Annotated in this window: 12 protein-coding genes; 7 read left to right on the plus strand and 5 right to left on the minus strand. The window is 56.1% G+C overall.

The window, feature by feature from the left end; all coding sequences use genetic code 11:
• Positions 1-407: 407 nt before the first annotated feature.
• On the minus strand, positions 408-881 hold the full coding sequence (locus H6F57_RS16345; RefSeq protein WP_190629985.1) for a hypothetical protein: 474 nt from the start codon (positions 879-881) through the stop codon (positions 408-410).
• Positions 882-1266: 385 nt separating this feature from the next.
• Positions 1267-2823, minus strand: coding sequence for an energy transducer TonB (locus H6F57_RS16350; RefSeq protein ID WP_190629987.1), 1557 nt, complete (start codon positions 2821-2823; stop codon positions 1267-1269).
• Between the two features lie 402 nt (positions 2824-3225).
• Between H6F57_RS16350 and H6F57_RS16355 the strand changes: the two genes are divergently transcribed.
• The 5 genes from H6F57_RS16355 to H6F57_RS16375 all read left to right on the plus strand — a co-directional run bounded on the left by H6F57_RS16355 (position 3226) and on the right by H6F57_RS16375 (position 7490).
• Positions 3226-3873, plus strand: coding sequence for a MotA/TolQ/ExbB proton channel family protein (locus H6F57_RS16355; RefSeq protein ID WP_190629989.1), 648 nt, complete (start codon positions 3226-3228; stop codon positions 3871-3873).
• Positions 3874-3997: 124 nt separating this feature from the next.
• Entirely contained in the window at positions 3998-4402 is a 405-nt protein-coding gene (locus tag H6F57_RS16360) for a biopolymer transporter ExbD (RefSeq protein ID WP_190629991.1), read from the plus strand.
• 32 nt (positions 4403-4434) lie between these two features.
• On the plus strand, positions 4435-5463 hold the full coding sequence (locus H6F57_RS16365) for an iron ABC transporter permease (RefSeq protein WP_190629993.1): 1029 nt from the start codon (positions 4435-4437) through the stop codon (positions 5461-5463).
• Between the two features lie 78 nt (positions 5464-5541).
• A complete protein-coding gene (locus tag H6F57_RS16370; protein WP_190629994.1) occupies positions 5542-6588 on the plus strand; it encodes an iron ABC transporter permease in 1047 nt (348 codons plus the stop codon).
• 92 nt (positions 6589-6680) lie between these two features.
• Complete coding sequence (locus tag H6F57_RS16375) at positions 6681-7490, plus strand: ABC transporter ATP-binding protein (protein WP_347279974.1); 810 nt, start codon at positions 6681-6683, stop codon at positions 7488-7490.
• A 47-nt stretch (positions 7491-7537) separates the two neighbouring features.
• Here H6F57_RS16375 and H6F57_RS16380 read toward each other — a convergent pair whose 3' ends face one another.
• Entirely contained in the window at positions 7538-9511 is a 1974-nt protein-coding gene (locus H6F57_RS16380) for an ABC transporter ATP-binding protein (RefSeq protein WP_190630041.1), read from the minus strand.
• A 90-nt stretch (positions 9512-9601) separates the two neighbouring features.
• On the opposite strand from H6F57_RS16380, the gene H6F57_RS16385 reads away from it, so the two are divergent.
• Together H6F57_RS16385 and H6F57_RS16395 are read left to right on the plus strand one after the other, a co-directional pair.
• Complete coding sequence (locus H6F57_RS16385) at positions 9602-9985, plus strand: four helix bundle protein (protein WP_190629998.1); 384 nt, start codon at positions 9602-9604, stop codon at positions 9983-9985.
• A gap of 1032 nt (positions 9986-11017) precedes the next feature.
• Entirely contained in the window at positions 11018-11596 is a 579-nt protein-coding gene (locus H6F57_RS16395) for a GNAT family N-acetyltransferase (protein WP_190630002.1), read from the plus strand.
• Positions 11597-11972: 376 nt separating this feature from the next.
• On the opposite strand, the gene H6F57_RS16400 is transcribed toward H6F57_RS16395, so the two are convergent.
• Both H6F57_RS16400 and H6F57_RS16405 read right to left on the minus strand, forming a co-directional pair.
• A complete protein-coding gene (locus tag H6F57_RS16400) occupies positions 11973-12182 on the minus strand; it encodes a hypothetical protein (RefSeq protein WP_190630004.1) in 210 nt (69 codons plus the stop codon).
• A gap of 169 nt (positions 12183-12351) precedes the next feature.
• Positions 12352-12723, minus strand: coding sequence for a DUF1636 domain-containing protein (locus tag H6F57_RS16405; RefSeq protein WP_190630005.1), 372 nt, complete (start codon positions 12721-12723; stop codon positions 12352-12354).
• Position 12724: the final 1 nt, after the last annotated feature.

Here is a 12724-nt window from a genome sequence, read left to right on the forward strand (position 1 = left end):
GGTGCAGAATGAAAGACGCTCAACCAATTACACTGACTACGGTTCGGCCTCTGCGGGTGTAGGGTGCATCGCAGCTAGTGCTGTTCTGATTCTTGTAGCTACCTTCCTCAGCCATGAAGGCGGCTATCAGTATCGGCTCTGGCGGGCCGGAGGCATTTGGTGCGCCACGCTGGAGCTAGACGTACGATCACTAAGTCTTTTGGTGCTGAAGCCTGCGGGAACTAATGGCCAAGCTTGACTGCTGCGATCTCTGCCACTTCTGCTGCCCACGGCCCTTATCTAGTTTGTGTAGCTCACCCTAAGGGAGTAGAGGGCGATCGCTGCACTGATTTTAGGCTGAACACTGGGGTGATCAGTGTTAGAAGACTTCTTAGCTTGAGTCAAACAGGCACAATGCTTTGACAACGTCAGGTTTTTTGTTTGCGTTCCGCTCTAGCTGCCTTGAGTTCTCTGCTCTTTAATTCGGCGGCTTGATGAGCATTCACGTAGTCTTTTCCCCCTAGCATCACGTCACCGTAATACTCGTAGGGCGGAGCACCATAAATCGGCAGCGGAGGATCGTCTGGGTAATCTTCCTGGGCCTCTGCAATAGAGGCTTTTAATGCCTTGATGCTGAGGCTTTGGGCAGGGAAGTAGTAGATTTCTTGCCGAGCCTTATTTATATGCGGTAGCGTCGGGTCGATAATATCTTCACCCAATTCAATCCAGGCGTGTTCGATAGGCTCATACTGCCCGTTATTCAAAACCACAAACCCTTGGACGTAGGTCGCTCCAGTCAGTGTCAGCACAGCTCGATGGGTGTTGTCAAAGGGAGCGCCTGCTTTGCTTTTGATTTGTTCAAAAATTTCGAGGGAAAGGGGTTCATTCAGTGTTGGGGGCATTGGGCGTGAATTTTAGAGTCGCTACTGCAGATCGTAAGCATCTGCGCTGCGTATGTCTATTGCCGCTAGGCCGATGTCCAGGTCGTTTAGTGAATGCTAGCGCCAAAAGGCTCAGCCGTAGCGAGTTGGGGGTGCGATCGCACTTGGAATGCTAGGTAAGCCTGCTCAAGTAATGCAGCCTTAGTTTTGTCGCTGGCTCGGTGTAGACAGAACTTCTACGGGCGACCAACGCAGAGGACGCTATTTTACGCGCAAGGGGTTCCCAAGCTGCATCAGGTCGTTCTAGTGGTGCTTCGCATTTTTTCTTGGGCCTGCCTTGCCCTTGCGCCTAGTTTGACCGTCCTACTCTACCAAGCCGATGTACAGGTTCAACCTTGGACTTTGCCTACTCTGCTGAGGACGTATCTGGCTGAGAAGGATTGGCCGGTGGCGGGGCCACAGGGGCAGGTGCGCTGGGCGCAGGGGGTGGGGCTACAGGAGCCGGTGGTGCGCTGGGTTCAGGGGGTGGAGCCGCAGGAGGATCTGTCGTTGGGCTCACGGGTGCAGCGGGCGATGGCGGTGCTGCTTCCACTGGCTCTGGTTCTGAAGTCGCTGCTGGGGTTGGGGATGTTGGTTCAGTAGTATTGGTATCAACCGGTTGAGACGGCGTGGCCGCTGGTTCTACGGGCTCTGCTTCCGCGGGCTCTGATTCTGACGCCGATGGTGGAGTCGGAGCTGCGGCTGGCTCAGCGGCGTCAACGGGCGGAGTTGGCGTGGTCGCCGGTTCGGGGCTGGGCTTGGTTGTTGCGGTTTCGGACGTGGGGGTAGCCTCGGGCGGTAGCTCTACCGCCTGGCGATCGCCCCGACGACGGGCATCGCGGTTGCGACGCGACCCTTCAATAGTCAGGTCATACTCGATGGGAACGCTGGCACCGCCGTTGACGGGCTGAAACCGTGAGTTGCGGGCGGCCTGAATGGCGGCTTGGTCGATCGCCGGGTTGCCGCTGGAGCGGGTTAGGGTCACACTGCGAACGCTGCCGTCGGGGTTGATATCGACGCTGACCATGGGTTGGCCTTCGGCACCGGCATCGAGAGCGCTTTGGGGATAGTCGGGACGCACGCAGTCTTGACAGGCCACGGTGCGCGAGCCCTGGCCTTGGCCACTGCCGCCGCCTGAAGGATTAGCGGTTTCTGCGGAGCCGGTACCGGTACCAGAGCCAGTGCCGGGGCGGGCGGCGGTGGTTTCGGCTCCATCCGTCGAGCCGGAAGCGGCAGGCCCAGCTGAGTCGGGGTTGCCGTCCCCTGGAGCGTTGGTTGTAGCCTCGCCCTCGCGCTGGCTCCGAAGAAAGTCGCGCAGACGCTCGAACTGGGATGAATTTTCGAATGCAGTAGCTAAGTCTGGGTCTGTTGGCTCGGCGTCGGCGTCGGCAGTGGTCTCTTCAGGTTCAACGGTTTCGGGAGGTAAGCCAGCCTCAGGAGTTTCCTCTTCCTCGTCTTTAGGGACGTCCTCCTCTTCAGGGACTTCTAGGGCAGATTCCACTTCGGTTTCAGCCTGGGGTTCAGGCTCTACCGGTTCAGGTTCTGTCGGTTCGGGCTCTGCCGGTTCAGGGATCTGAGGTTCGGCGATCGCGACGGGCCGAGGCGCAGTGACGACGGCGGCTTTGGGGGATGGAGCCGGAGCCGTTGGGGCCGGGGCCGCCGGGGCGTTGGTCTCAGTGCTGAGTTCGGCGGGCTGGGTGGGGTCTAGCACCTCGGGTTCTGGAGTTTCGACCAAGGGCTCGGTAACGATTAGCTCGATGGGCAAGACGTTGGCTTCGTCAGCGTCTTGCCATAGGTTGGTCTGGCTGAGGCCCAGGGCGATCGCATGCACCCCCACCGACCCCAAAAGCCCCCATAGCAGCAGTTTTCGCAGTTTGACCTGGTCTTGCTGGTGTTGTTCGAAGCAGAGGTTAGAGAGACTCATGGACAATGTTTGAGTAACGGCAACGCACAACCCGCCTCACTATAGTTGAGAAAGAGTATGGATTAAGTCAAGGACTAGTGATAATCCAGTCGACAAGATCGAGGGTATAAGCTTGAGCTAAAGCCCTGAGCAAAAAGCACCTCAACATTGCTAATACCTCAAAGCCCTTGATTGAAAAGGGATATTAGGCTAAGAAAAAGATCGAGCCTTCCTTGGGACCAGGGCCTTCTCAGACATACTATCAGGATCTATTCTCTTTAAGATCTTGACAATGGCACCGGAATCAGGCTCAATGCATTTGACAGTGATTTGCAATAGTCTGGTTTGCCTACGCGGCCATCTGGTTTCGCAGGCAGGTGAAATCGGGCCGCTGCAAGCGGGAATCTACGACAGGAATTGATTATGGGCAGTATTTTTGCGGCGGGCGGCATCGTCATGTGGCCGCTGCTGGGGTTTTCGTTGGTGGCGATCGCGCTCATCATCGAGCGGTTGATCTTCTGGGTCCGGCTCAATCAACGTCAGCGCCCGGTGATGCAAGACATTCTGCGCACCTATCGGCAAGCCCCGATGGATGTCTACCCTAAGCTGCGGCAGAACGTGAACCTGCCCATCGCCCGCATTTTTCTAGAAGCCCTCGAAATTGAAGGGGCCAGCCCCAAGCAGTTTCATCTGGCCCTGGCCAGCGCCATGCAGGCCGAACTGCCTCACCTGCGGCGGTTCAACACCATTTTCGCCACCATCATCAGCGTGGCCCCGTTGCTCGGCTTGCTCGGCACCATCCTCGGCTTAATCGCTTCCTTCGATGCCCTGCAACTGGGGGATGTGGGAGCCAATGCCGGGGCGGTGACAGGCGGCATTAGCGAAGCACTAGTTTCTACCGCTGCCGGCCTAGTCGTGGCGATCGGCACGCTGCTGTTTGCCAACCTGTTTCGCGGCCTCTATAAACGCCAGGTGGCGCTGATCCAAGAGTACGGCGGGCAGCTCGAAATTCTCTACGAAACTCACTACGACCGCAAAAGCCAGCTCAAGGAAGAAACGCTGGTGAGGTAGATGGGTGGGAGGGTGGATGGGTGGATGGGTAGATGAGTTTTCCATCCCCTAACCCATTCACTCCCTCCCATCCACTCCCTACCCATCCACTCCCCACTCATCCACCCTCCCACCCATCCACCCTATGTTTTTCCCCGAAGAGCCCGAAGACGAGTTTGAACTGAATATCGTGCCGATGATCGATGTCATCTTTGCGATTTTGACGTTTTTTATCATCTCTAGCCTGTATTTGACTCGCTCTGAGTCGCTGCCGGTGAATTTGCCTAAGGCGGCCAGTGCTGAGGTGCAGGAGCGTACGCAGATTGCGGTGACGGTAGAAGAGTCAGGAGATATTGCCCTGAACCGCGAGGCGATCGCCCTGGAAAATCTGCAATCGGGTGTGCGCGATTTGATAGGCGCAACTCAAGAATCGGTGATTGTGATCAATGCCGATGAGGCTGTGAACCATGGCCGGGTGATCGCGGTGATGGATGAACTGCGCGAGATTGAGGGCGCGACGTTGGGAATTGCGACGGAGCAGGGCGAGTAGGGATCGGTTCAACGTTTTTCCGATGAATTGATATGGTTGCAAAGACGGTGCAATCCCGACCCCTACCTCTTTCCAAATCGCCTGCCCTGCTAACGCTGGGGTTAGGGACAGGCTGCCTCATTTTGTTGGGCTGCCTGCTGAGCAGCATTTTGCTGGGGGCAGCGGAAATTGCGCCCCAGACGGTGTGGCAGGCCGTTTTTCAATTTGATGGCTCGACGGAGCATTTGATTATTCGCACGGTACGGCTGCCTAGGGCAATTTTGGCGGTAGTGGTGGGAGCAGCGCTGGCCGTAGCGGGGGCAATTACGCAAGGGTTGACCCGAAATCCTTTGGCAGCCCCTGACATCTTGGGCATTGATATGGGAGCAGCGCTGGCGATGGTGCTGGCGGTGTTTTTGCGAGGCAGCGGCGGCAGCTATGTGGGGTTTGCCTTTGCAGGGGCTGCGATCGCAGCTATCACCGTCTACTGGCTCGGTTCCCTGGGCCGCAGTGGGCTCACACCGCTGAAACTAGTGATCGCTGGATCGGCCATTTGGTATCTGCTGAGCTCGCTCACCTATGGCATTCTCATCCTCAGCCAGCGCACCCTAGATGAAATTCGCTTCTGGCTAGCCGGGTCGCTGGCCGGGCAGGATATGGCTAGTGTGCTACCGGTGCTGCCCTACATTGCCATAGGGTTAGTGGCTTCTCTCGCCCTGGGGCGGCAACTGACGCTGATGAGCCTGGGGGAGGACGTAGCCCAGGGGTTGGGGTTGCAGACAGCTTGGGTGAAGGTGGGAGCGGCGATTGCAGTAGTCCTACTGGCGGGCAGCGCCGTGGCCCTGGCTGGCCCCATTGGTTTTGTTGGCCTAGTGGTGCCCCACGTGGTGCGCTTTGCCGTTGGTGTCGACTACCGCTGGATTTTGCCCTATTCAATACTTGTCGGGGGCATTTTGCTGTCGGTGGCCGACCTTGCTGCTCGCCTGGTTATTCGCCCCCAGGAGCTGCCGGTCGGCATTATGACAGCGCTGGTGGGGGCACCATTCTTCATTTATTTGGCCAGGTCAAAGATCAAGCGGTAGGGCGCAGGTTGATGGTGGGCATTGCCCACCCTACGCAAGCTAGGCAAGCTTAAACCCGTTACCTTAAACCCCTTCCCCATGTCCACTACAAAACCCTGGCTCTCCCTTCGACCCCGGCGATTCCCGCTCTCTTTTCGGGTTGATCGCCGTGTCCCTGTGGTGTTGGTGGCGCTGCTGCTGGTTGCCCTGCTGTCGCTGGTGTTCAACGTTAGCCAGGGGGAATATCCGGTACCGCCGCTAGAGGTGGTGAAGACGATTTTGGGTTTCTCAGCAAACCCTGACTATGCCTTTGTGGTGAATACGTTGCGCCTGCCCCGCGCCCTAGTGGCGCTGTTAGTAGGTATGGGATTGGCAACGGCGGGGACGATTTTACAGAGCATTACCCGCAACCCGCTAGCGGCTCCAGAAATTATCGGCATTAATTCAGGAGCCAGTTTGGTGGCGGTGGCGCTGATTGTTCTGTTCCCGCAGGTGGCGGTGGGGTGGCTGCCGATCGCTGCGTTTTTGGGCGGGCTAGGGGCGGCGATCGCTCTCTACCTATTGGCCTGGAATGGTGGCAGTTCTCCTATTCGGTTGATTCTAGTAGGCATTGGCCTAACGGCTCTGACCGGTGCTCTCAGCAATCTGATGATCACCTTCGGCGAAATTAACACGGTCAGCCAGGCGCTGGTGTGGCTGACCGGCAGCGTCTACGGCCGCAGTTGGGAACATTTGTGGCCGCTGCTGCCCTGGCTGGCCATTTTTTTGCCGCTGACAATGGTGCTGGCTAGAGATCTCGACACCCTCAACCTGGGCGATAACCTGGCCCAGGGGCTGGGCAGCCGAGTGGAATGGACCCGCAGCCTGCTGCTCCTCTGCAGCGTGGCGCTGGCTGGGGCGTCGGTGGCCACCGCTGGCACCATTGGGTTTGTCGGCCTGATGGCCCCACACCTGGGGCGGCAGCTGGTGGGGCCTTCCCACGCGGGGCTAATTCCGGTGGCGGCCCTGACCGGAGCCTGCATTGTTGAGCTGGCCGATCTGGTAGGCCGCCTGGCCTTTGCCCCCATCGAGCTACCCTGTGGTTTGATTACAGCGGTAATTGGCGCACCCTACTTTTTGTGGCTGCTCTACCGCGATGGTCGGTGACCGGCCCAAGGGGGCCATCGCAACCAGTAAGGCGAAGAAGATCGAAGGCAGAAATTCAAAATTCAAAACTCAACATTCAAACCTTCCCCATGCTGACCAACACCGCTACCCAAATCGCCCTCACCACCCGCAAGCTCACCCTGGCCTACGACAGCAACGTGATTATTCAGGGACTTGATCTCGCCATTCCCCAGGGGCAGATCACCACGCTGGTGGGGCCAAACGGCTGCGGTAAGTCAACTCTGCTGCGAGGCATGGCGCGACTGCTCAAACCCCAGGGCGGTACGGTGTATTTAGATGGCGATGCGATCGCCCATCTGCCCACCAAAGAATTGGCTAAACGCCTGGGTATGTTGCCCCAAAGTCCTGCCGCCCCAGAGGGGCTGACCGTGCGCGAGCTGGTCGCCCAGGGCCGCTACCCCCACCAAACCTGGCTACAGCAGTGGTCGAAGGACGATGAGCTGAAAGTGGAGGAAGCGATCGCCACCACCCACCTGCACGAGTTTGCCAACCGCCCCCTCGATACTCTCTCCGGCGGCCAGCGCCAGCGGGCCTGGATTGCCATGGCCCTGGCCCAAGACACCGAAACCCTGCTGCTGGATGAACCCACCACCTACCTCGATCTGGCCCACCAGATTGAAGTGCTGGATCTGCTCTACCATCTCAACCGCCAGGCAAAGCGCACCATCGTCATGGTGCTCCACGACCTGAATATGGCCTGTCGCTACAGCCATCATCTGGTCGCTATGCGCAACGGGCAGGTCATCGCCCAGGGGCAACCGACCACAGTCGTAACCGAAACAATGGTGCAGCAGGTTTTTGCTTTAAAGAGCCGCATTATCACTGACCCCGTGTCTAACACCCCGCTGTGCCTGCCCATCAGCCAATCCATCGAGAATTAGTCTTATCATCGGTGTCAGTAGGAGCAGCGACTTGTGACAATTACGATTCAGCAACGCCCAATGCGCCCATGCTCTAAAACCAGAATTTGATCGGCGCGATTGAGCACCGCAGGGCGATGGGAGACGACGAGGCAGGTGGGTGGGTGGATGGGTAGATGGGTGGATGGGTTTTGGGTATCAGGTGTTGGGTGCTGGGTATTGGGTGCTGGCTCGCACCTTGCACCTTGCACCTGATACCGTTCACCCTCTACTTTTCCACTGTCAAATAACTGTTCCCAAAGACGTTGCTCGGTTTCGACATCGAGGGCACTGGAGAGGTCGTCGAACACCATGAGGGCGGGCTGGCGCAGCAGCATGCGGGCGGCGGCAGCTCGTTGCTTTTGCCCACCAGAAAGGCGAAAGCCGCGAGTGCCGACTAGGGTTTCTAACCCCTCGGGCATTTGGGCGAGATCGCGATCGAAGATGGCGGTGGCGATCGCTCGATCAAGCTGTTCTGGGCCAACGGCATTCCCTAGCCCCAGCAGCAGATTCTCCCGCAATGAGGCGCTGAAAAGTTGGGGAATCTGCGGCGTATAGGCCGCCCGAGGCGGCACCAAAAAGTTCGCCGGGTCGAGAATTGGCTGACCATTCCAATAGAGCGCACCAGACTGCTTGGGCAGCAGCCCCAGCAGCACCCGCAGCAGGGTGGTTTTGCCCGCGCCCACCCGTCCGGTGATGATCGTCAAACTGCCCTGGGTGAGGGTAAAACTGATATCGCTGATGCCGCCACCGCCTGGATAGCGGTAGGTCAACCCTTCAACCCGCAGCTCGTTGAGGGGGGAAGGTGTAATGGCAATCGCGGGCCGATCTTTGACCATCGCGCCTACCTTCGACGGCAGCGCAGGCTCTGAGCCGAGGATGGGTTTGAGGTAGAGGGGGTGGGGATGGGTGAGGGCGTAGGCGGGTTGGTGGTTCGGCGGGTTGGCGGGTTGGTGGGTTGGTGAATATGTGGATGTTTGAGCTTCGGTTATTTCATGAATACTGGTCTCGTCCACACTCCCACCCGCCCACGCTCCCACCAGCCCTCCCATCCGCTCAAAGGAGACTTCGCTTTGCTTAGTGGTAGCAATAAAGCTGCCGAGGAAGGCGAGAAAGTAGGTGACAAACGATAAGTAATAGACAAACAGGGCAAAGTCGCCCACGGTGAGGTCGCCCTGGGCACCGAGGCTCTGGGAGGCGACCAGCAAGATTAGCCCGGTGCCGATGCTGACGATATTCTCAAAGCCGGAGTTGAGGATGGCGGTGAAGACTTGGTCACGCACCATTAGGTCGCGGCGGCGATCGCACCTTTCCCGCAGTTCTTCCAGCATTTGGGCTTCGGCCCCGGCTACCTTTACCGCTTGTACGGCGGTGAACAATTCCCCAATTAACCCGGTGACCTGCTGGGTGGCCTGGCGGCTGGCGCGGCGGTAGCGTTTGAGGCGGTGCTCGGCTTGGTGGGCGAGGAGGGCGATCGCGCACAGGGGCAAAAACACCAGCAGCGTCATCGTCGGGTTGACGCTGATCAGCAGCGCCACGGAGCCCATGGCAAACACCCCAGCGCCAAAGATCTCGTTGGTGCCCACCACCACATTTTCAATCTGCGTCGCATCGTCGCGAAAGTAGCTGAGAATTTCACCAGGGGAGGCATTTTGGCCATCGGCTCCACCCGTTGCCAGCTCGGCCCCAGGGCGCTTTAGCAGTTCATGCAGCAGGTTGTGTCGCACCAGGCCACTGATCAAAAAGCGGTGCTGAGTCTTAGTAATTCGCCCTATAAAAATTGCCACCACCCGCGCCAGCCCCACCGCCAGCAGCAGTCCAATCCAGACCCAGGGCGAATCGCTAAGGCGAGACTCCCCAGTGAGGGTGTCAAAAAATTCGCGAATGATCAGCCCCGGCACGGCTGGCAGCCCAAGAATGAATAGCCACAGCAGCGTATCGACCCAGTAGAGCCGCTGGGCGTAGCGGATTAGCTGCCAGAGGAGGTGGGTGATGGGGGGCATGGGTGGCATGGGTGGATGGGTGGATGGGTAGATGGGTGGGCGGGAGATGGGAATTATTTGGAGGGAGACGGCAAGGAAAGGGTATAGGGGATGGCTAGGGGATTGGTCAGGAGTTATCGGGATTTGGAGGTTTATCAGGTGGCTTTTGCCACAGCTATGGAGATTTTTGAGGTGTCTAAACGGTTTCCAGTTGAGGAAAGATATTCCTTGACTGACCAGATTCGAAGGTCGTCTCGATCAGTGTGTGCCAATTTGGGAGAAGCTTGGCGAAAACGGCGATATCAAGCTGCTTTTGTTGCAAAAATCAGTGACTGCCAGGCTGAAGCAACAGAAACCCAAATTTGGTTGGAGTTTGCAGTTAAATGCCAATATTTAGATGCCGAAACCGGTAGGAACCTCTATCGCAACTACGACCAAGTCTTAGGGCAACTCGTCAACATGATCAAAAACGCTTCCACCTGGACAATCCAATAACTTATCTACCCATCCACTCATCCACCCGCCTACCCATCTACCCATCCACTCTCCCACTCCCCCACTTCCCCCCAGGGCTCCCCGCCGGATCTTTTTGGCTACTCAACGGAGTTTCTGTAGAGAGCTGTTCTTGGGGCTACACTGCTGGGTCAATTTGGCATAGGTAGGCTGTTAAACGGGCTGCTCAATGTGCCAAATTGCGGGGGTAGCGGGCTTGATGTTGGCGATCGCCGCCCCCGACGGCAGGGGGTATACCATTTAGTCGGTTGAGTGTTCAGAGGTTAAATTGGTTGTTGACCGGAAGGAATGACCACAATGCAGTACCTGATTAATCTCGAAGAGCAAGGCTGGCAAGCCCTATCAACGGGAGTGGAAGCGAGCAAAAAGTCTACAATTCCGTTCTCCGTGATGATGCAGTCATGCTCTTCCCAGGCGGGATGATCATTGAGGGGAAAGAGAAAATCTTACAGTCTTTAGCCGCTCAACCCTGGAAATCGTTTCAAATCGAAGAGCCGCGAGTAATTTCCTTATCAGAAAGGGCTGAAGTACTCGTATACAGGGTGACTGCACGACGTGAAGGTAGCGAACCATACGTAGCCCTGATCAACAGCACGTATACACTCAGTGGTGGAGTGTGGGAGTTAGTTCTTCACCAACAGACACCAGTGTAATTGCAGTCTAACAAGCCCGCTGCACCGGAACAAATTCAAGCTATCGTTAGCGCGATCGCAGATCTCTTGTAGTTGGGTTGACGAAAGAAACCTATCAGTCCTAGCAGGATTTTATCCCAACTCACTGGGTCTCGAAAGATGATTTCTCTATCAGTACCACAATCATTTTTCCATAGGAAGGCTATTATGCGAATTATTTGCTGCCTATCTACTCCGTAGAAGGAATTAGGCAGATAAGAGTGTCCAATAGATTTTTTATCTTGCCATATTTATCTGTAAGGTGATGCTTTGAGCATCTTTATTAACTTTCAACATCAACTTGTTTCACCATCCACCTGCGCTAGAAATACAACTTAGCTAAATGGCAATTTTAGAAGCTTCAACACAGGTTTTAGCAGACGGGACGAAAGTCACCATTCGCAGTGCCATACCAGAAGATGCAGTTGCGACGTTGAGCCTGTTTCGTTCAGTTGTCGAAGAGGGATTTTATACGTTAGCGGAACCAACAGAGCTAACGACGACTGTTGAAGATGAACAAGCCACGATCGCGGAAGACCAGGAGTGCCCAGGCAATCTTTGTCTGGTTGCAGAAGTAGAGAGTGAGATTGTTGGGATGATTCGCGCTGAATCAGGTTCCTATCGACGGACACGTCACTTTGCCGATATTGACTCAATGTGGGTGGAGACTAGCTGGAGAGGGCGCGGAATTTCAAATGTATTGATCATTTCTCTATTGAATTGGGCGAAGCAACACCCTACCTTGGAAAAGCTTGGATTATTTGTGTTCTCGAACAACACAAGGGCTATCAAATTCTATAAGAAACACGGCTTTGTCACTGAGGGTAGATACTCGCGAGATATGAAGTTAGGTGAGAATAATTATGTAGCTACAGTAGCAATGGGGCTGTTAATTAAGCCGCGTGATGCGCCAGCAAAATAACAAGCATTACCCACCACTCTTAACGTGCGGGCGGAATTCGCGCCATTCTGCAAGATTGGAGCTCATCAGGCAACTTGAAGTGCTCTTGTAGGTTGGTTGACGAAGGAAACCCAACAATCTCAGAAGAATTTTACTCTCAACCCACTATGGTATTGCATAGTGCCAGCTTAACGTTGGGCGTTGGGTTACTCTGCGAGCAGGCAAAGCCTACGCTAGCTCAACCTAACCTACTAACTGCTATGTGGGCGATCGCTCCGAAGACAAGCCAGCAACCAAACGCACTAAAGCAAAGTTTCAATGGGCAGAAAATTGGATTAGGCAGCACCAATCCATCACCTAGCATCCATCGCCATTAGTCTTAAAGACCGCAACGAAATTATTCAGAGTCTTGGTCATCGACTTGACCCATACCTGCGCCATCTTCGTCGCGGCGATCGCCGAGCATTTGAGGGACGACAGCAGGATTTGAAAGGATTTCTTGGGGGTCTTTGTCGTAGCCACCCTTATTGACTAAGTCACGGGGATCGAAGGTTTCCGCATCAGTAGATGGGGCGTTGTCAGGATTGTTATGTTGATTCTCAGTCATAAAACCACTTCTTTTACGACGGCTCCTAGGAGCGCTTAACTGTTAGCGTAAGCAGCAACAGCGATCGCTTCATCCCTCATCCGCTATACATTGAGTGCGATCGCATCGGCCACGCTTCATTGGGTGCCGTGCAAATATAACGGCAGCGTCGTCCCCAGCCATAAATCACCTAAGGTGCGGGCGGAATTCGCGCCATTCTGCGAGACTGAAGCTCATCAGGCAACTTGAAGCAGGGCACCATGCCGTCTTTGTGGTCGAGATATAGCTCAGCAGCGGTGAGCAGATCGGCGGCGCAGGTAGCAGGGTCGAGGTCAGCAAAAAGATAGGTAGGCTTGCCAGTGCCCACATAGGCGATCGCACAGGCCTTTTCACAAACGCACAAACACCCCGTCGTCTCGATCGCCAACTCACCCTTGCGAGCCCACTGCGAATGTAGTGCCTCCAGGTGCTTCAGCAGGTGCTCCCCGCCCGTTTCGCCATCGCGCTTCTCTTCATCCTCAGAAAAGCCGCAGCTTTTGCATACAATCAACTGGTCGGGCATG

This window comes from Leptolyngbya sp. FACHB-60 (genome assembly GCF_014695775.1).
Classification (GTDB): domain Bacteria; phylum Cyanobacteriota; class Cyanobacteriia; order Phormidesmidales; family Phormidesmidaceae; genus Nodosilinea.

Excerpts from the sequence above, each read along its gene's own strand:
- H6F57_RS16345 (WP_190629985.1), bottom strand. The coding sequence starts at position 881 with ATGCCCCCAACACTGAATGAACCCCTTTCCCTCGAAATTTTTGAACAA.
- H6F57_RS16365 (WP_190629993.1), top strand. The coding sequence starts at position 4,435 with ATGGTTGCAAAGACGGTGCAATCCCGACCCCTACCTCTTTCCAAATCG.
- H6F57_RS16360 (WP_190629991.1), top strand. The coding sequence starts at position 3,998 with ATGTTTTTCCCCGAAGAGCCCGAAGACGAGTTTGAACTGAATATCGTG.
- H6F57_RS16395 (WP_190630002.1), top strand. The coding sequence starts at position 11,018 with ATGGCAATTTTAGAAGCTTCAACACAGGTTTTAGCAGACGGGACGAAA.
- H6F57_RS16385 (WP_190629998.1), top strand. The coding sequence starts at position 9,602 with ATGGCTAGGGGATTGGTCAGGAGTTATCGGGATTTGGAGGTTTATCAG.
- H6F57_RS16355 (WP_190629989.1), top strand. The coding sequence starts at position 3,226 with ATGGGCAGTATTTTTGCGGCGGGCGGCATCGTCATGTGGCCGCTGCTG.
- H6F57_RS16350 (WP_190629987.1), bottom strand. The coding sequence starts at position 2,823 with ATGAGTCTCTCTAACCTCTGCTTCGAACAACACCAGCAAGACCAGGTC.
- H6F57_RS16370 (WP_190629994.1), top strand. The coding sequence starts at position 5,542 with ATGTCCACTACAAAACCCTGGCTCTCCCTTCGACCCCGGCGATTCCCG.
- H6F57_RS16380 (WP_190630041.1), bottom strand. The coding sequence starts at position 9,511 with ATGCCCCCCATCACCCACCTCCTCTGGCAGCTAATCCGCTACGCCCAG.
- H6F57_RS16400 (WP_190630004.1), bottom strand. The coding sequence starts at position 12,182 with ATGACTGAGAATCAACATAACAATCCTGACAACGCCCCATCTACTGAT.
- H6F57_RS16405 (WP_190630005.1), bottom strand. The coding sequence starts at position 12,723 with ATGCCCGACCAGTTGATTGTATGCAAAAGCTGCGGCTTTTCTGAGGAT.